The 19,262-nt window shown below is 62.5% G+C and carries 12 protein-coding genes; 9 read left to right on the top strand and 3 right to left on the bottom strand.

All coding sequences use genetic code 11. The features are described 5' to 3' along the window. Positions 1–88: 88 nt before the first annotated feature. From IPV69_RS01040 to IPV69_RS01075, 8 genes are all read left to right on the top strand, one after another. Entirely contained in the window at positions 89–3,871 is a 3,783-nt protein-coding gene (locus IPV69_RS01040; protein WP_206293054.1) for a PVC-type heme-binding CxxCH protein, read from the top strand. Between the two features lie 191 nt (positions 3,872–4,062). Next, on the top strand, positions 4,063–5,343 hold the full coding sequence (locus IPV69_RS01045; RefSeq protein WP_206293055.1) for an outer membrane protein assembly factor BamB family protein: 1,281 nt from the start codon (positions 4,063–4,065) through the stop codon (positions 5,341–5,343). 366 nt (positions 5,344–5,709) lie between these two features. Further along, positions 5,710–5,802 carry a K(+)-transporting ATPase subunit F gene (kdpF, locus tag IPV69_RS01050; protein WP_206293056.1) on the top strand — a complete coding sequence of 31 codons (93 nt, stop codon included), beginning with the start codon at positions 5,710–5,712 and terminating at the stop codon, positions 5,800–5,802. Continuing rightward, positions 5,799–7,541 (top strand): potassium-transporting ATPase subunit KdpA, encoded by a 1,743-nt coding sequence (gene kdpA / locus IPV69_RS01055; protein WP_206293057.1) that lies wholly within the window; start codon positions 5,799–5,801, stop codon positions 7,539–7,541. Before kdpF ends, kdpA begins: the two co-directional genes overlap by 4 nt. Before the next feature lie 97 nt (positions 7,542–7,638). Then, the gene (gene kdpB / locus IPV69_RS01060; protein ID WP_206293058.1) at positions 7,639–9,714 is read left to right on the top strand and encodes a potassium-transporting ATPase subunit KdpB; all 2,076 of its coding nucleotides are present in this window, start codon (positions 7,639–7,641) and stop codon (positions 9,712–9,714) included. 62 nt (positions 9,715–9,776) lie between these two features. Continuing rightward, positions 9,777–10,406, top strand: coding sequence for a potassium-transporting ATPase subunit KdpC (kdpC, locus tag IPV69_RS01065; protein WP_206293059.1), 630 nt, complete (start codon positions 9,777–9,779; stop codon positions 10,404–10,406). Between the two features lie 68 nt (positions 10,407–10,474). Further along, positions 10,475–13,183 (top strand): sensor histidine kinase, encoded by a 2,709-nt coding sequence (locus IPV69_RS01070; protein WP_206293060.1) that lies wholly within the window; start codon positions 10,475–10,477, stop codon positions 13,181–13,183. A gap of 63 nt (positions 13,184–13,246) precedes the next feature. Next, positions 13,247–13,945 (top strand): response regulator, encoded by a 699-nt coding sequence (locus IPV69_RS01075; RefSeq protein WP_206293061.1) that lies wholly within the window; start codon positions 13,247–13,249, stop codon positions 13,943–13,945. A 114-nt stretch (positions 13,946–14,059) separates the two neighbouring features. Here the strand turns inward: IPV69_RS01075 and IPV69_RS01080 are convergent, their stop codons facing one another. After that, positions 14,060–14,395 (bottom strand): hypothetical protein, encoded by a 336-nt coding sequence (locus IPV69_RS01080; RefSeq protein WP_206293062.1) that lies wholly within the window; start codon positions 14,393–14,395, stop codon positions 14,060–14,062. Between the two features lie 69 nt (positions 14,396–14,464). Here IPV69_RS01080 and metG point away from each other — a divergent pair, with 69 nt between their 5' ends. Beyond that, positions 14,465–16,015, top strand: coding sequence for a methionine--tRNA ligase (gene metG / locus IPV69_RS01085; RefSeq protein ID WP_206293063.1), 1,551 nt, complete (start codon positions 14,465–14,467; stop codon positions 16,013–16,015). Between the two features lie 84 nt (positions 16,016–16,099). Here metG and pstB read toward each other — a convergent pair whose 3' ends face one another. Both pstB and IPV69_RS01095 read right to left on the bottom strand, forming a co-directional pair. Further along, positions 16,100–16,978, bottom strand: a complete 879-nt coding sequence (gene pstB, locus IPV69_RS01090) for a phosphate ABC transporter ATP-binding protein PstB (RefSeq protein ID WP_206293064.1) — start codon at positions 16,976–16,978, stop codon at positions 16,100–16,102. Positions 16,979–16,989: 11 nt separating this feature from the next. Further along, entirely contained in the window at positions 16,990–19,248 is a 2,259-nt protein-coding gene (locus tag IPV69_RS01095) for an ABC transporter permease subunit (RefSeq protein ID WP_206293065.1), read from the bottom strand. Positions 19,249–19,262: the final 14 nt, after the last annotated feature.

A 19,262-nucleotide genomic window follows, 5' to 3' on the forward strand; every position in this document is an offset into this window, starting at 1 on the left:
GCGATATCCGTCTGTTAAACTGCCGTGAAGCAGACATCAATAGCTGACGTCCGCCGCCGTATCAAAGGAAACGCTTCCCAGGAGGAACATGACGGCTCGATATCGCACCGCGCGGATTCTGACGATCGCCCTGGCCGCCGGGGGCGTGATAGCCGTCGCGGCGCTGGCCCCGGCCCAGAACAGGCCCGCCAGGCCCCAGCCGAAGCCGGCAGCCCCGGTGCCTGATGTCAGTCCCGACGGCGTGGACTACACGCAGTACGGGATCTACGAGAAATCGGCCGCCCGCCCCGGTCCGGCGACGCCCGTCGAAACGTCCCTGCCGCTGAAACTGAACAAGGGGGACCGCATTGCCTTCATCGGCAACGGCCTGCTCGAGTTCGAACGGCAGTACGGCTATATCGAAACCCTTCTGCAGCAGCGATTCCCACAACTCGAACTGCGGTTCCGCAATCTCTGCTGGCCCGCCGACACCGCCGACCTGCAGCCCCGTCCGGAAAACTTCGCCGACTCCGAGCAACACCTGGCACACGAGAAGGCGGATGTCATTTTCGCGGCGTTCGGGTACAACGAATCGTTCAAGGGGGAAGCGGGGGAGGCGGATTTCCGCAAGACACTTGGCGCTTACGTCTCGGGACTGAAGTCCAGGGCATTCAACAGAAAGACCGGCCCGCGCATCGTCCTGCTGTCGCCGATCGCCGCCGAGAATATCTCAAACGTCCCCGCGGCTGATCTGAACAACGCAAATCTGAAGCGATACGCCGACATCGTCCGCGAGGTGGCGAAAGAGCAGAAGGTCGCATTCCTGGACCTCTATACCCCGACGGTCCCCGTCATGGCGGATCCGAAGACCGACCTTACCTTCAACGGCGTTCACCTGACCGATCCCGGCTACGCGCTGCTCGGCAAGACGATCTTCTCGCAACTGACAGGCGAAGCCCCGCCGGCGATTAACGAATCGATCCGGAGCGTTGTCACCGACAAGGACCGCCAGTACGAGCGCCGGTTTCGGCCGCTCAACAGCTTTTACTACACGGGCTCGCGCAATAAGGATTACGGCTACCTCGATTTTCTGCCGGCGATGCGGAACTTCGACGCGATGGTCGCCAATCGCGAAAGCCGCATCTGGGCGCTGGCCGCCGGCAAAGATGTTCCGCCGATCGCCGCTGCCGACGCCGCGATACCTCCCATGCCCGCCGCCAAGCAGAGCCGAGGTGTGAATGAATGGCTCAAGGCCGACGAAGAGCTGAAGGCGTTCAAGATCGATCCGCGGTTCGACGTGAGCCTGTTTGCCGGCGAGGACCATTTTCCCGATGCCGCCAAGCCGATCCAGATGCGTTGGGATTCGCGTGGCCGCCTGTGGGTTAGTTGTTCGACCACCTACCCGCACGTCTACCCCGGCAGAGAGCCCAACGACAAGATTGTCGTCCTTGAAGACACCGACAAGGACGGCCGGGCCGACAAGTCCACCGTCTTCGCCGAGAAACTGCACATTCCGCTGTCATTCGAGCTTGGCGACGGCGGGGTGTATGTGTCGGAACAGCCGCACCTCACGTTCCTGAAAGACACCGACGGCGACGGCAAGGCCGACTTGCGGCGGATCATCCTGACCGGCTTCGGAACGGAAGACTCTCATCACGCGCTGCACGATTTCGTCTGGACGCCCGACGGCGACCTGCTGTTCCGCGAGTCGATCTTCCATCACTCACAGGTCGAGACGGCGTACGGACCTGTGCGGATGCAGAACAGCGGCTGGTTCCGGTACGACCCCAGGACGCAACGATTAACGGCGTTCGGCACTTACCCGAGCACCAACCCATGGGGCGTCACGTTCGACGACTGGGGCCAGCACGTCGCGAGCCATCCGATCTACGCGGCCGCGTTCCATTCGCTCAACCCGCCGTACCCGCTACAGCATGCTTCGCCGAGGGGACTGCAGGCATACTCCGGCACGTGCGGACATGAGTTCGTCGATTTCGCGACCTTCCCCGACGAGATGCGCGGTGGATTCATCAAGGCGCGCTACAAGCCGACGAACCGTCTTGAGTATCACCAGTGGGTGGAGGGCGATTTCGGCTTTGAAGAAAAGTACGTCAGCGACCTGATCTTTTCGACGAATCTGAGCTTTATCCCTGTCGATCTGGGCTTCGGGCCGGAAGGCGCGATGTACATCTGCGATTGGTACAACCCGGTGAAAGGACATGCCCAGTATGCGTTGCGCGACGAACGCCGTGACCGCACGTCCGGCCGCATCTGGCGCATGACGGCCAAGGGCAGGCCACTTCAGACGGCACCGAAGATTGATGGGGCTTCGACCCCCGAGTTACTCGAGCTGTTGAAGCGGCCCGAGTACCGATACCGGTACTGGGCCAAGCGCGAACTGCGCGAGCGAAACGCCGCTGACGTCAAGTCGGCGGTCGACGCATGGTCGGCCGCACTCGAAAAGGCCGATCCGCGTTACCGCCATCATCAGATCGAGGCCGTCTGGATGTACCGGGGTATCGGCGCGACCAACGCACCGCTGTTGAGGGATTTGCTGGCCTGCCAAGACCACCACGCGCGGGCGGCGGCGGTGCAGCAGCTTCGCTACTGGCACTCGGCGATGCCGGACGCCATCACATTGCTGAAGTCTGCCGCCAACGACGCCAACGGCATTGTCCGGATGGAGGCGGCGATAGCGGCAAGCTACATCGGCACGAGGGAGGCGCTCGATGCGATGCTCGACATCGCCAAGCTCCCCCGGGGCGGGGCGCTCGATTACGCCTTTGTGTCGTCGCTGGGCTCGGAGGCGTTAAAGCGGCACTGGGAGAGCAACGCCGCCTACGCCCGCGTGCAGGACCTCGTCAAGCCACAGCCGCAGGCGAGCGAGTTTGCCGAAGGTAAGAGGACGCCGGAACAAGTGGCGTTCGACAAGCAGGCCGATCTGTCGGTCGTCCGCATCGGGTGCGTGCCGGAGCGAATGCGTTTCACCGTCGAGCAGCTGATCGTCAAACCCGGCCAACCGGTCAAGATCGTCTTCACCAATGGCGATGCGACCGATCACAACCTGGTGCTCGTCAAACCCGACGCGATGGAGGAAGTGGGCATGGCCGCCAACGACATGGCGAAAGACCCTGCCAACGCATCGTCCGACTTCATTCCCGCCGGCAAGAAGAACCTGATCCTTCAAGCGACGCCGCTGGTCGGCCCGTCGAAGAAGTCGCGCATTCATGTGCTTCGCTTCAAGGCACCCGCCGAGCCGGGCATCTATCCGTACGTCTGCACGTATCCCGGGCATTGGGTGATGATGAACGGTCTGCTGGTCGTCGCGAACGACCCGACGCAGGCCGCCACGCTGCTGGCGGCGCGGAAGGCTCCCACGCAGACTACCGATTGGACTATCGCCACCCTTGCCGCCGATGCCGATGCGACATCGGCCAAGGCCGCGGCTCGCGATCCCGTCAAGGGAATGCGGGCGTACATGAAGGCACAGTGCAACGTCTGTCACCCGATCGGCGGGCATGGCGTCGCGATCGGGCCTGATCTCTCGAAGGTCGCCGAGCGATACAAGGGTCAGAAACTGCTGTCGCAAATTCTGGACCCGTCGGCCGAGGTGAATGAGAACTACCGGCTCTGGACGATCAGCCTGAAGGACGGCGACGTACTGGCGGGTTCGATCGTCAAATCCGACGCCGGCGGAATCGACCTCGTGCAGAACCCGCTCGCCCCACAGACCGTGACCCGTGTCGCCGCGAAGGACATCTTGAAGCAGACGCCGTCGAAGCAATCGGCGATGCCGCAGGGACTGCTTTCGCCGCTCACGAAAGAGGAGATCATGGATCTGCTCGCGTTCCTGGAGACCGGCGGAACGGGTGGGGGATCGCACAACCATTGAACCCTTGGCAACAAACGCTGCGGTGCCGGCAGTGGGTGATCTTGCCAATCGAGGCAGGCGTTCCGGCTTGAACGCGCGAGTTTTTCTCAACGATTGTCGGTTGAAAGGGTTAATTGAGAGAAGGTACGCCCGGTATACGTTCCGAATACGAGGGCCGGTCTCAGGTCATGACTTGCCAGTGGAGATGCACTATGCCGTTGCTGATGAAGAATGTCGGCCGTCTGATCGCCGGGGTGTTGAGCTCCGGCCTGGTTCTGATGCCCATGACGGCACGTGCCGATGACGCCGCCAACTGGCCACGCTGGCGTGGGCCGGCCGACATCGGCAGCAACGAAGTCGGTACTTACCCGTCGAAGCTCGACGCGACTTCCCTGCTTTGGAAGGTCGAACTTCCCGGCAAAGGCTGCTCGACGCCGATCGTCTGGAACCAGCGCATCTACATCACCGCGCCGATCGACGGCCAGGACGCTGTTCTGGCGTACGACTGGGACGGCAAGCCGCTCTGGCGGACGACGATTGGCCCGGAACGCGCAGGCAAGCACCGCAACGGCTCCGGCAGCAACCCGTCGCCGGTCACTGACGGCACCGGCGTTTACGTGCAGTACAAGAGTGGTCACGTCGCGGCGGTCGAACTCGATGGGAAAGTGCGCTGGACGCAGAAGCTCCTGGAACGCTTCGGCAAGGACACGCTCTACTGGGATTACGGGTGCTCGCCGGTGCTCACCGAGAAGGATGTCGTCGTCGCAATGATGCACAACGGCGAGTCGTATCTCGCTGCGTTCGATAAGAAGACCGGGGAACTGCACTGGAAAGTGGCCCGCAACTACCAAACGCCGGTCGAAGGCGATCACAGCTACGCCACGCCGATCGTCTATCGGCATCAGGGTCGCGAAGCCCTGCTGGTTTGGGGCGCACAGCACCTGACCGCCCATGACGCCGACAGCGGGAAGCTGTTATGGGAGTGCGGCGGTTTTGACCCTAAGCAGACCCGCAACTGGGTGGCCGTCTCGTCGCACCTGATCGTTGGCGATATGGCGATCGTCCCTTACGGCCGCGGCAGCCGGCTGCACGGCATTCGTCTCGGCGGGGCGGGCAACGTGACCGACACGCACCGCGCCTGGGTGCGCGAAGACACCGGCACATTCGTCCCCACACCGGCGGCGTACAAGGGGATGGTGTATCTCGTCCGCGACAAGGGGGAGGTCGAATGCGTGAATCCCGCCGACGGCAAAACGCTCTGGCAGGGCAGTCTGCCCAAGTCGTCCTCGTCTTACTATTCGTCCCCGGCGATCGCCGATGGCAAGGTCTACGCCGCCCGGGAAGATGGCGTGATCTTCATTGCGGGCATCGAAGGAAAACTAGAACTGCTCTCGACCACCGAGATGGGCGAACGCGTCGTGGCATCACCCGTTCCGGTCGCCAGTCGACTGCTGATACGCGGTGAGAAGCACCTGTATTGCTACGGCAAGTAGCCTGCTGATATCGCAAGACCAGCGACCCCGGATCGCTGCCGAAACCTTTGTCGTCGCCAGTCCGCATCGAGTCTCCGATACCGGAACGACTGAATCGCGCAGGATTGTGTCACCGCGGCAGGGCCTCGAAAATCTCTCTCCAAAACACGTCTTTTGGCGGCCCATCTCCCCACCTTGATACCTTCTTGATACCCCTGCACTCACTCTTGACGTCACTTTGATGTCGGACTGAGTAAATATTGGGAGCCCATTGAAAGGAGCTCCCATGGACGACCTGACGTTCGCAGCGCTCATCGCGGTGTTGTTCGCGACGGTATTCGCGCTGGTTCACCTCTGTTCCTCCCTCTCCAACCCGGGAAACCAACGATGACCACCCTCTACGTCGTCGGCGGCTGTGCCGCCGGCTTGCTCTTCGTTTATCTGCTGATCGCATTGCTCAAGCCGGAGAAGTTCTCGTGACCTCGAATAGCTACGTCCAGATTGCCGTCTTTGTGATCGTCCTTCTCGCGTTGGTGAAGCCCCTCGGCGCGTACATGGCCCGTGTGTACGAAGGCAAGCCCCTCTTCGGTATTGATCGTCTGCTCGGCCCCGTCGAACGGCTGTTCTATCGGTTGTGCGGCATCAGGCCTGACGCAGAAATGGGATGGAAGACCTACGCCTTTGCAGTGCTGCTTTTCAGCATCGCAGGTGTGGTCGCCGTCTACGCACTGCAGCGGCTGCAAGGTGTCCTGCCCCTGAACCCGGCCGGACTTCCGGGCGTCAAGGCAGACCTGTCATTCAACACGGCCATCAGCTTCGTCAGCAACACGAACTGGCAAAGCTATTCAGGGGAGGTGCTGCTGAGCTACCTCACTCAGATGCTCGGCCTGACGGTGCAGAACTTCGTCTCGGCCGCGACAGGCATGGCCGTGCTGGTGGCGTTCTGCCGCGGCCTGTCACGCAAGACAGCTACGACCATCGGCAACTTCTGGGTCGATCTCACCCGTACGACGCTCTATATCCTGCTGCCCCTCTCCTTCATCCTGGCGATGGCGCTGGTGTCACAGGGCGTCGTGCAGACACTGGAGCCGTATCGCACGGTCACACTGGTGACTCCGGCCGACGGCGCGGACGGGAAACCGGTCGTCGAACAGACCCTGGCCGTCGGGCCGGCGGCGTCGCAGATTGCCATCAAGCAGCTCGGCACGAATGGCGGCGGGTTCTTCGGCGTCAACTCGGCACACCCGTTCGAGAACCCGACGCCGCTGAGCAGCTTCCTTCAGATGCTCGCCATCCTCCTGATCCCCGCTGCGCTCTGCTACACGTTCGGCGTCATGGTCGGCGACAGGCGGCAGGGCTGGGCGATCCTGGCGGCGATGACGCTGATCTTCGTACCGTTGATCGTGCTGACTGCCGTCGCCGAACAGGCGGGCACGCCCGCGCTGGCCTCTGCCGGTGTCGACCAGGCGGCGAGCGGCCTTCAAGCCGGTGGCAACATGGAAGGCAAAGAGACGCGTTACGGCATCGCCAACTCGGCGATCTGGGCGGCCGCCACTACCGCCGCCAGCAATGGCTCGGTCAATGCGATGCACGATTCCTTCACTCCGCTGGGCGGTCTCATTCCCATGTGGCTCATGCAACTGGGTGAGGTCGTGTTTGGCGGCGTCGGCTCCGGGCTTTACGGAATGATTGTGTTCGCGATCGTCGCCGTCTTTATCGCAGGACTGATGGTAGGTCGCACGCCAGAGTACCTCGGCAAGAAGATCGAAGCCTATGAGATGAAGATGGCGTCGCTGGTGATCCTGATCCCCCCGGCGATGGTTCTGATCGGTGCCGCGATCGCCGTCAGCACGGACATGGGCAAAGGCGCGATCCAGGACGGCGGCCCGCACGGCTTCAGCGAAGTCCTCTACTGGGCAAGTTCCACCGGCAACAACAACGGCAGCGCCTTTGCCGGCCTCGGCACCGACAACCTGCTCTACAACATCGTCGGCGGCATCATGATGCTGGGTTCCCGATTCTGGCTGATTGTTCCAGTCCTGGCGATGGCCGGATCACTGGCGGCAAAAAAGCAAACGCCGACCTCCACCGGAACGCTGCCGACACATACGCCGCTGTTCGTCGGCCTGATCGTTGGAACGGTCTTGCTGGTCGGCGCGCTGACATTCATCCCCGCCCTGGCGCTGGGGCCGATCGTTGAGCAACTGATGTCGCACTGAAGCACAAAACCAGGCGATTGCCACGGCGTTCGGTCCTCGAGTGACCCTCCGTGTCTCCGTGCCTCCGTGGTGATTCCCTCTTTCCCGGAACGAAAACATGTCCATCAAAACAAGAAAACTTTTCGACCCGCCGATCGTGAAGCGGGCTATCGCCGATTCATTCCTCAAACTCAGTCCGCGGCACCAGATCCGCAACCCTGTGATGTTCGTCGTTTTCGTCGGCTCCGTCCTGACGTCGGCGCTGATCTTCGTCGGCGAGACTGGGATCACGACCGGTTTCATTGCTGCCGTCGCGGCGTGGCTCTGGTTTACGGTGCTCTTCGCCAATTTCGCCGAGGCAATGGCCGAAGGCCGCGGCAAGGCGCAGGCAGATACCCTTCGTCGCGCCCGTCGCGATACGCCGGCGAAGAAGCTGCGAGAGCCTCGATACGGCGCGGCGGTCGAGACCGTCTCGGCCGCCACGCTACGGAAGGGAGATGTCGTCCTGGCCGAGGCCGGCGACCTGATTCCTGTTGACGGCGAGGCGATCGAAGGTGTCGCCTCCGTTGATGAATCGGCAATCACCGGCGAATCGGCCCCGGTCATCCGCGAATCCGGCGGCGACCGCTCCAGTGTGACCGGAGGCACCCGTGTGCTTTCAGACTGGCTTGTCGTCCGCATCGGCGTCAACCCCGGCGAAACGTTCCTGGACCGCATGATCTCCATGGTCGAAGGGGCAAAACGCCAGAAAACCCCGAACGAAATCGCGCTCAACATCCTGCTGGCGGCGCTGACGATCGTCTTTCTGCTGGCGACGGTCACGCTGCTGCCGTTTTCGACGTTCGGCGTCGCGGCGGCGGGGCAGGGTACGCCGGTAACGGTCACGGTCCTGTGTGCGCTGCTGGTTTGCTTGATTCCGACGACCATCGGCGGGCTGCTCTCGGCGATCGGCATCGCCGGGATGGATCGGATGATCCAGCAGAACGTGATCGCGATGAGCGGCCGAGCGGTCGAGGCCGCCGGCGACGTGGACGTCCTGCTGCTCGACAAGACCGGCACGATCACCCTCGGCAACCGCCAGGCCGTCGCATTCCACGCCGCCGAAGGCGTTGGCGAGCGGGAACTGGCCGATGCGGCTCAACTCGCGTCGCTCGCCGATGAGACCCCCGAAGGCCGCAGCGTGGTCGTGCTGGCCAAGCAGAAGCATGGCATTCGCGAGCGCCACGTCCACGAGATCAATGCGCACTTCGTCCCGTTCACCGCGCAAACGCGGATGAGCGGCGTCAACCTCGACGGTACTGAAGGCGGCCCGCACCGAGAGATCCGCAAGGGTGCCGCCGACGCCGTCGAGGCGTACGTCAAAGCCCACAGTGGCAACTTTCCTGCGGCGGTGCGAACGACGGTTGACGGCATCAGCAAACAAGGTGGCACGCCACTGGTCGTCGCCGACAGCCGACGCGTACTCGGCGTGATTGAATTGAAGGACATCGTGAAAGGCGGCATGAAGGAGCGTTTCGCCGACCTCCGGCGGATGGGGATCAAGACGGTGATGATCACCGGCGACAACCCCCTTACCGCCGCCGCAATCGCCGCCGAGGCCGGCGTGGACGACTTCCTCGCCCAGGCGACGCCGGAAACCAAGCTGAGCCTGATCCGCGACTATCAGTCCGGCGGGCGGCTCGTCGCGATGACCGGCGACGGCACAAACGACGCGCCCGCGCTCGCCCAGGCCGACGTCGCCGTCGCGATGAACACCGGCACGCAGGCAGCGAAGGAGGCCGGCAACATGGTCGATCTGGACAGCAATCCCACGAAGCTGATCGAAATTGTCGAAACCGGAAAACAGCTCTTGATGACCCGCGGCGCGCTGACGACGTTCAGCATCGCCAACGATGTCAGCAAGTATTTCGCAATCATCCCGGCAGCGTTCCTGAGCAGCTATCCGGCGCTTTGGGGAAACCTGAACATCATGCGACTGTCTACGCCGAACAGCGCCATCCTTTCGGCCGTCATCTTCAATGCGCTGGTCATCATCTTCCTGATTCCGCTGGCGCTGCGAGGCGTGAAGTATCGCGCCGTGCCGGCCGACCAACTGCTGAGGCGAAACATTCTCATCTACGGCATCGGCGGACTGATCGTGCCGTTTATTGGGATCAAGCTGATCGACATCGTCCTCTCCGTTCTCGCTGTCTGATCGTGTTATGCCCTCCTCCGTTGCCGCGCGCGGTATGGAACGAGGGAACTGGAGCATCCGATATGAAATCCCAACTTCGTCCTGCCATCGTGTCTCTGGTTCTCTTCACTGTGTTGACTGGTGCGATCTACCCCCTGGTCGTCGCTGGTCTTGGCCTGATGCTTTTCCCGCACGAAGCCCGGGGGAGCGTGATCGATGTCGATGGCAAGCCCGTCGGCTCCCGCCTGATTGCGCAGTCGTTCACCGCGCCGCAGTACTTCTGGTCGAGGCCGTCCGCCAACGGCTACAACGGTGCCGCCTCCGGGGGATCGAATCTCGGCACGGCGAATCCGGCGCTCAAGGACGCGGTTGCCGGACGCATCGCCGCGCTGAAATCGGCCGACCCCGGCAACACGGCCCCGGTGCCGGTGGATCTAGTGACGGCGTCGGCGAGCGGGCTCGATCCGCACATCAGCCCGGCCGCTGCCGAGTATCAGGTGGCCCGGATCGCCCGAGTCCGTCAGATTCCTGTCGAGAAGGTCCGGACGCTGGTCCAGCAGTTCACCGAAATGCGAACCTTCGGCCTGCTCGGCGAGCCACGTGTCAACGTGCTGCTGCTCAACCTGGCGTTGGACGGCAAGGTAGTGGCGGCAGACGGTTCGACGAAGGACGATGGAACGGTCGGCACTCGATGGCCGGGCACGACCCATTGAATCGGACCGCAGAGCGCCCGCGATTTTGCCATCCTGACAGTCGCTTCAGTATCACCGTTGAGCGTCTTATGACCACCGGCTTTCCATCCCGCCCCGATCCCGATGCGCTGCTGGCCGAAGTCCAGCAGCAGGAGGTCCGCCAGCGGCGCGGGAAGCTCAAGATCTTCTTCGGCATGGCCGCCGGCGTTGGCAAGACGTACGCAATGCTGGAAGAGGCCCGCAAGCGGGCGGCCGAGGGACTGAACGTGCTCGTCGGGTATGCCGAGCCGCACATTCGCCCCGACACCGAGGCGCTGCTGCTCGGGATGGAGATCCTGCCGTACAAGCTTGTTGAGTACCGAAACGCCACGCTTAAGGAGTTCGATGTCGATGCCGCCCTTGCGAGAAAGCCATCGCTGGTCCTCGTTGACGAACTCGCCCACAGCAATGCCCCCGGAATGCGGCACGCCAAGCGGTGGCAGGACATCTCTGATCTGCTCGATGCCGGGATCAACGTCTATTCAACGCTCAACGTTCAGCACATCGAGAGCGTGAATGACATTGTCGAGCGCATCACCGGTGTGCGCGTGAGGGAGACGCTGCCCGACGCGGTGCTCGAGCAGGCCGACGAGGTGGAACTGGTCGATATTGCCCCGGAGGAACTCCTCGAGCGGTTCCGCGAAGGGAGGATCTATCGACCCGAACAGGCGGAGCGGGCGGCAAAGCACTTCTTCACCAAGGGAAACCTGATCGCGCTTCGTGAGATGGCGCTGCGGACAACGGCCCAGCGCGTGGACGCGCAGATGCTTGAAGCGCGGCGCGAGGCCGGGGTTCGTACCACCTGGCCCGCCAGCGAGAGGGTGCTGGTTTGTATCGGGCCCAGCCCAATGTCCGTCCGTCTGATTCGATCCGCCAAACGACTCGCCGCAGGATTGAAGGCCGGCTGGGTGGCAGCCTATGTCGAGACGCCGTCATCCACGCGGCTCACCGATATTGACCGGAAACGGATCGACGTGAACCTTCGCATGGCCGAGGAACTTGGAGCGCAGACGATCACCCTCAGCGGCCAGAGCATCGCGGATGAGGTTGTGGCTTACGCCCGGGCGCACAATGTGACCAAGATCGTCATCGGCAAGCCCCTGCGGCCGCGCTGGCGCGAAGTGTTGTTCGGGTCGGCGGTCGACGATGTGATCCGCCGGAGCGGCGAAATCGACATCTATGTCATCCGCGGTGACGCCGATGAGCCGACTTCTGGGCCGTCGCAGCCTCCAGTGCAACGTCGGCACGACTGGGCGGGGTTTGCTTCGGCTGCTGCTGTTATGGCGGTCGCAAGCCTCGCTGGATGGCCGCTGCATCACTGGTTCGGCCTGGCCAATGCCAACGTGCTGATGCTGTACCTGCTCGGGGTGCTCTGGATTGCGACGCATCACAGTCGCGCAGCAGCCGTGGTGGGATCGGTGCTCGGAGTTGTCGCTTTTGACCTGTTGTTCGTGCCGCCGTACTACCAGTTTGCGGTTGACGATCGGCAGTACATCGTGACCTTTCTCGTCATGCTGCTGACCGCACTTGTCATCAGCGCGCTGACTGCAAGGGTCCGCGCACAGGGTGATGCGGCACGGCAACGCGAAAGGCGAACGTCCGCTTTATTCGCACTGAGCCGCGAACTGGCATCCCTTCGAACCACGGACGAGATCGCGTCGGCGGCGGTGCGACACATCTCCAAATTGCTGGGCGACCGTACGGTCCTTCTGCTTCCCGAGGCAGACCGACGACTCGCCGTCAAAGCCGACAGTGCGGGTACCGGCGTCTTTGACATCAAGGAATCAGGAGTTACCCAATGGGTTTTTGAGCATGAGCAGATCGCCGGAAAGGACACCGCGACACTGCCGGCCTCTGCCGGGCTGTACGTTCCGATGCGGGCTTCGCGCGGCACGATCGGTGTCGTCGGCGTGCTTCCGTCGGACGACCTTCGCAGCGATCTGGCATCTGATCGCCGACAACTCATCGAAGCATTCGCCGCGCAGACTGCCACCGCACTCGAACGGGCTGCGCTCGCGGACGAAGCACGCCAGGCCTGGGAGCGGGTGGAAGCCGAGTTCCTGCGCAACACGCTCCTTTCCGGTGTCTCGCACGAATTGCGAACGCCCCTTGCGGCCATCACCGGTGCCGCGACGGCGCTAGTCGAAACTCATGCAAAGCTCGACGGTCCGTCCCAGCGTCAGATGCTCGATACCGTGATTGGTGAAGCCGACCGTATGGACAGGCTCATCACCAACCTGCTGGATATGACCCGTCTGGAGGCCGGTGGACTGGTCATGAAGCGTGAGTGGCAGCCGGTTCAGGAGGTGATCGGTTCGTCACTGCGGCAACTCGATCGCCGGCTGCTGGGCCGCCAGGTGACGACCGATGTCGAGACGGATCTTCCCCTGGCTCCGATTGACAGCGTTGGCATCGAGCAGGTCCTGGTCAATCTGATCGACAACGCGATCGAGTACACGCCTGCCGGCAGCCCCATCCGTGTGACGGCGAACGCAATTGAAGGCGGTATCGCGATTGAGGTGGCCGATAGCGGGCCGGGGCTTCCGATCGGGACCGAGACGCGCGTGTTCGATAAGTTCTTCCGAGCCCACGCCGTCGACGCCCCGCGCGGCATCGGACTTGGCCTGGCGATCGCACGAGGCATCGTCGAAGCACACGGCGGCAGGATTTCGGCGGCAAATCGGCCTGAAGGTGGGGCGGTGTTTCGGTTTACGATTCCCATCGTGGGAACACCGCCGGTTGTGGACGCGTCACAGTAGTGCTTTTCTGGCATGCTAACAGGTTCGGGCGGTGGGTTCTGTTCGCGTACACTCTGCTCTGGCATGTCCGAGTCGCGTTCCAACATTCTCGTGATCGAAGACGAACCGCCGTTGCGGAAGTTCCTCCGCGTGACGCTGGAAAGCCAGAACTACAACGTCATCGAGGCGACGCGGGGCGAGGAGGGGCTGCGTCATGCGGCGGTCGGACAGCCGGATCTGGTCATCCTGGACCTCGGACTTCCGGACGTCGATGGAATTGAAGTGACACGTCGGCTGCGGGAGTGGTCATCTGTACCGATCATCGTCGTCTCAGCACGAGGCAAGGAGCAGGATAAGGTCGTTGCGCTCGATGCCGGGGCTGACGACTACCTGACCAAGCCCTTCGGCGTCGGCGAACTGCTGGCCCGCGTGCGCGTGGCAATGCGGCACGCGACCAGCGTGAAACAGGACTCCGGCGATCCGGTGTTTGCAGTCGCCGGCCTGACGGTCGATTTGGCCAAGCGCGAAGTGAGCATCGACGGCAAAGCGGTACACCTGACACCCAACGAGTATCGTGTGATGACGGTCTTGGTGAAGAACGCCGGGAAGGTGATGACGCACCGGCAATTGCTGCACGATGTTTGGGGCCCGGGGTCGGGGAACGAGACGCATTATCTGCGCGTCTATATGAACCAGTTGCGGCAGAAGCTTGAGGCCGAGCCCGCCCGCCCGAGATACCTGCTGACCGAGCCGGGTGTGGGGTATCGGCTTGCGGCAGAGTGAGCGTCTGCGGCAACACTCAACGAAGGGCGGGAAGGGCCGGAGGCGCGAAGTACACAGAAAGCGGAAGTTCCGCGTTCTGTCATCCATCGGAACATCTCCGGATGACAGAACGGCTTAGTTTTCTCCCGCTCGCACATTTCTAGGCATCCCCAAGGGATTTGCGAGGAACCGCCGCTGGCATCGCGCACACAGGCGGTATTCGAAGCGGCGATGCACGCTGTCCTGCAGGTCGTCGGCGGTCATGCCGGCGGCCTCCTTCGCGATCTGATCGAGCGCCTTCTCAAAATCAAAGGTGGATAGGTCGTCGCTGCTCATCGGCGGCAGTGTGGGGTCGGCGAAGACGTCAATCCGGACGACATATGAGGCGTGCACCGGCAGGGCCCGATCGCAGAGGGCACAGCGTACCTGCTGGGTCATCGAGGCATCCGGGGCGGCAATTGATTCCGACATCACACTCGATTCTACTCCCCGGCCGCGCCGCGGACGGCTGTTCGCGGCTATGATTTCCGCAAAACCGCCATGGCAAAAACCTTCTACATCACCACGCCGATCTACTACCCCAACGGCGAACCGCACCTGGGGCATGTGTACACCACGCTCGCGACCGACACGATCGCCCGCTACCGCCGGCTGGCCGGGGACGACGTCCGTTTCCTGACCGGCACCGACGAACACGGCATCAAGATGGTGAAGACGGCGGAGGAGAAGGGCATCACCCCCGAGGCCCTGGCGACGAAGAACGCAGATGTGTTTCGCAATCTGTGGAAAGAGTTCAACGTCACAAATGACGACTTCATCCGCACCAGCGAACCACGCCACAAGGCCGGCGTGCAGGAGATCGTCCGCAAGCTGCTGGCGAGCGACGACATCTATCTCGGCGGTTACGAGGGGTGGTATGACGAGGGGCAGGAAGAGTTCATCACCGAGACCGAGGCCAAGGCGGCGGAGTACAAGTCGGTCATCAGCGGCCGTCCGCTCGTGCGCTACAAGGAGCCGAGCTACTTTTTCCGGCTGAGCAAGTGGGCACCAAAGGTGCTCGAATACATTGAGCAGAATCCGACCTTCATTCAGCCCGACAGCCGGCGGAATGAGGTCATCTCGAAACTGAAGATCCAGTTGAAGGAAGGCTTCCAGGATTTGTCCATCAGCCGGGCCACGCTGAAGTGGGGCGTGCCGATGCCGAACGACCCGGCGCACGTGGTGTATGTCTGGATCGACGCGCTGAGCAACTACATTACCGCGCTCGGTTACGGCGGCGGCGAAGCCTCGCTCTTCGACAAATACTGGCCGGCGGACGTGCACCTGATCGGCAAGGAGATCCTCTGGTTCCATACGGTCTACTGGCCGGCGATGCTCTTTGCGCTGGGGTTGCCGGCACCGAAGCAGGTCTTCGCTCACGGCTGGTGGACGGCCGAGGGCAAGAAGATGAGCAAGTCGCTCGGCAACTTCATCGACATCGAGAAGCTGCGCGAGGTGAACAAGTCGTACGGACTGGACGGGCTGCGTTTTTACACGCTCCGCTCTGCCCCGTTCGGCACCGATCTGGATTGGAAGGCGGCCGACCTGAATACCAGCTTCAACGAGTTGGGCAACGTCGTCGGCAACCTGCTGAATCGCGTGGTGAACATGACGACGCGTTACCGAGAGGCGGCGATCCCTGCGATCGGCGAAACCGACGACGCCGTCGATGCCGCCGTCCGCAAGGCGACCGATGCTTTTCCGGTCGATCTCGCCAATGCATACGATGCCCTGGCACTTCAACAGGCGGCGATGATCCCCGTCGAACTGGCCCGGGCGGCGAACGTCTATATCGACACCACCGCCCCCTTTAAGCTCGCGAAAGACCCCGCAAAGGCGGCTCGCCTGGACACGGTGCTGAACCTCTCGGCGCAGGCGATCTACCGTGCGCTGGTCGGTCTTCTGCCCATCCTGCCGGAGAAGGCGAAGGAAGGCCTGTCGCAGCTCGGGGTATCGGAGGAAGGAAAGACGCTGGCGGAGCTATTCTCTACGCCACTGCCGGCGGGGCACAAGCTGGGTGAGGGAAAAGTGCTGTTCCCCAAGGTCGTTTAGAAGAGTTTGACCACGAAGGAGCACGAAGGGTCACGAAGGAGAGTTGTCCATTCGTGGAAAACTCTCCTTCGTGGACAAAAAGCATCAGCCAAACCGCCCCGTCACGTAGTCTTCCGTGTCGCTCAGGATTGGCTTGGTGAAAATGCTGCTCGTCGGGCCGTATTCGACGAGCCGGCCGAGGTACATGAACGCGGTGTAGTCGCTCACCCGGGCGGCCTGCTGCATGTTGTGGGTGACAATCAGCACGGTGTAGTTGCCCCGGAGTTCGTGGATCAGGTCCTCCACCTTGCCGGTCGCGATGGGGTCCAGAGCCGAGCAGGGCTCGTCCATCAGCAGTACTTCCGGTTCGGCGGCGATCGCGCGGGCGATGCACAGCCGCTGCTGCTGACCGCCCGAAAGACTCAGGCCGCTGGTGTGGAGGCGGTCCTTCACTTCATCCCACAGGGCCGCGCCGCGAAGACTCTTTTCGCAGACGTCCTGCAGCACGCTCTTGCGGTTTTCGCCGTCGATTCGCAGGGCATACACGACGTTCTCGAAGATGCTCATCGGGAACGGGTTGGACTTCTGGAAGACCATGCCCATGCGCTTGCGAAGTTCGATCACATCAACGTGGCGGGAGTAGATCGGGTCGCCGTTGAGCGACATCTTGCCCGTAATCTTGACGGTGTCGATCAGGTCGTTCAGCCGGTTGACACTGCGAAGCAGAGTAGATTTGCCGCAGCCACTGGGGCCGATTAGCGCCGTGACCTTGCCGTTCGGCACCGTCATGTTGATGTCGAAGAGGGCCTTCTTCTGCCCGTAGTAAAGGCAGAAGTCCTCGATCGTGACGACCGGTTGTTCATTGGCCAGTTCGGGATGGACCGCCGGCGGGGGCGTTTGTCCCTTGGCGATCGCCTGGGCGAACGTTAGAGGCCTCGCCTCGGGCTTGTTGCTCGCGGGCTTTGCGTCGATGGTGGTCGGCATAGTTCTCTCTTCTAGAATGCACCGCTCGCGTGCGCCTTGCGGAGGCGCGATCGAATCAGCATGGCCGAGAAGTTCAACAGCATGACGATCGCAATCAGCAGAAACGTGGTGGTATAGACGAGCGGCCTGGCATTTTCAGAGTCGGGGCTTTGAAAACCCAGGTCGTAAATGTGGAAGCCCAGGTGCATGAAACTGCGGTCGCTCCCAAAAAACGGGAATCGGGCTGACAGCGGCAGTTCCGGGGCGAGTTTCACTGCCCCGACGAGCATCAATGGGGCGACCTCGCCGGCACCACGTGCAACGGCGAGGATCATACCGGTCATGATTCCTGGCAGGGCGCGGGGCAGTACGATTCGTCGAATCGTCTGCCACTTGCTCGCACCGCAAGCGTAGGAGCCCTCCCGCATCGAGCGGGGGACGGCCGACAGCGCTTCCTCGGTCGCGACGATCACCACGGGCAGCGTGAGCAGCGCCAGCGTGAGCGACGCCCAGATCAGCGCGCTTTTGCCGACAACCGGTGTGTTCTCGGAGGCTTCGACCCAGAAGAAACCCTTGAAGAAGGGCATTCCTGATACCGCAACAAAGACGAGAATCGCCGATGTGACCCAAAGGAGGATTCCGCCCCATCGAAGGGCTGTTGCGAACGACTGCTTCTCATCTTTGCTGTGTGTACTGGCCAGGAACGAAAGCAACAGTGCACCGATCACCATGGCGGCGATTACCGCGACCATTGCGAACCATTGTCCCTGGGGAATCGGCTTGGCCGGGCCGGAATCGATCCACTTTCCCAGGCCGTAGCAGAAGAACGCCAGCCCGAACACACCGAATACGATGCTCGGCACGCCGGCAAGATTGTTGACCGAAATGCGGATGATCGTCACGAGCAGGCCTTGCTTGGCGTACTCGCGCAGGTAGATGGCGGCGATCACGCCGATCGGCACGACGAAGATGATCATGACGAACGTCATGAGCACGGTACCGACGATCGCCGGAAACACGCCGCCTTCGGTGTTGGCTTCGCGTGGGTCGTCGCTGAGGAACTCCCACCAGCGGCTGAAATAGCTGGCGGTCTTTTCTCCCTGGCTTTGCGCGTTGGGCTGATAGGCGCGAACGACCTGCGAGACCTGCAGAGGATTGGCCTGGCGAGCAAGTGTGTCGCCGGCGGTGACCTCCTGACCGTCCTTGACTTCGATGACCCCGTTGGGCCAAACGGCGTGTGTCTCCACCACCTTCCCGGTGGCGTCCAGCACTTCGACAGTCGGTCGCCGGCTTCCGGAATAGAACAGGACCTGCGCCGCCCCGTCCGGCGCGACGGTCACGCCCGGCTGCACATCGATCAGCCGAACCTTGCCTGCATGGGTGGCGTTGATCGGCTTGTTCGCCGCACCACGCTGGGCCGGGATGTACTGGCCCTCGATCGTCCGGAGGTAAACGCGAACACGGCTCATGTCGTCGGTGAGCCGGTTCTTGCGCTCGACCAACTCGATTTCCTGTTTGTCCAGCGATGCAAGTTCAGGTGCGAGCCTCTCCCTCTCCCTGGCGACTGCTTCAGATTCCTTGCCGTTTCTAAGGCCAACCTCAACCAGTTTCAGACGGATTTCGTTCTTACGGCGGCTGACGTCGCCCAGCGAGTCTTTGGTGATGTGGAGCAGCTCTTCGGTCGCCGCGAGCATGGGCTGGAACTGGCGTTGAAACTCGGCCCACGCAGCAGCGCCGGTGAAAAGCTTGTCGTTCACCACAACGGCATCAATGTAGCCGTAGGCGTTGCCCCACTCCCGGCGTTCGAAAAGAACGGCGTCAGTGGGGTACGAAATCTCCTGGATCTGGTCGTCATTGACCCAGATGAATCGTTCCCCGGTCAGATCAACGTTACCCACACGGTAGAGCGTGCGGCCGAGCGATACGTCGGGTGCGGCGCCTTCTGGGCGGAAGCGTTCGGTGCGGAACGGCTCGCCGAGGATCGACCGCACCTTGGCATCGGGCATGCGGTATTTGACAAGGGCCAGCGGCGAAGGCCAGAACGTGGTGAACCCCTGGTAGGTGATAAAGCCCAGCAGCCCCACGATCATGATGATCGCCACGGCGACTGTGCCGCCGGTCAACCAGACCATCGGCTCGCCGCGTGCCGTCAGGCTGATCGGCCGCCTTTTGCGGACCAGCACCGGCTTGACCTGGGCGCGTTCCGGGCCGGTGGCGAGCCTCACCGACTGTCCGGCCTGTGGGCCGGCCTGGGTGGCTGGGTCGGGGATGATTGAGTCTCCATCTGGCATAGGCGGCAGAACTC

The sequence above is a fragment of the Humisphaera borealis genome (genome assembly GCF_015169395.1).
Taxonomy (GTDB): Bacteria; Planctomycetota; Phycisphaerae; order Tepidisphaerales; family Tepidisphaeraceae; genus Humisphaera; species Humisphaera borealis.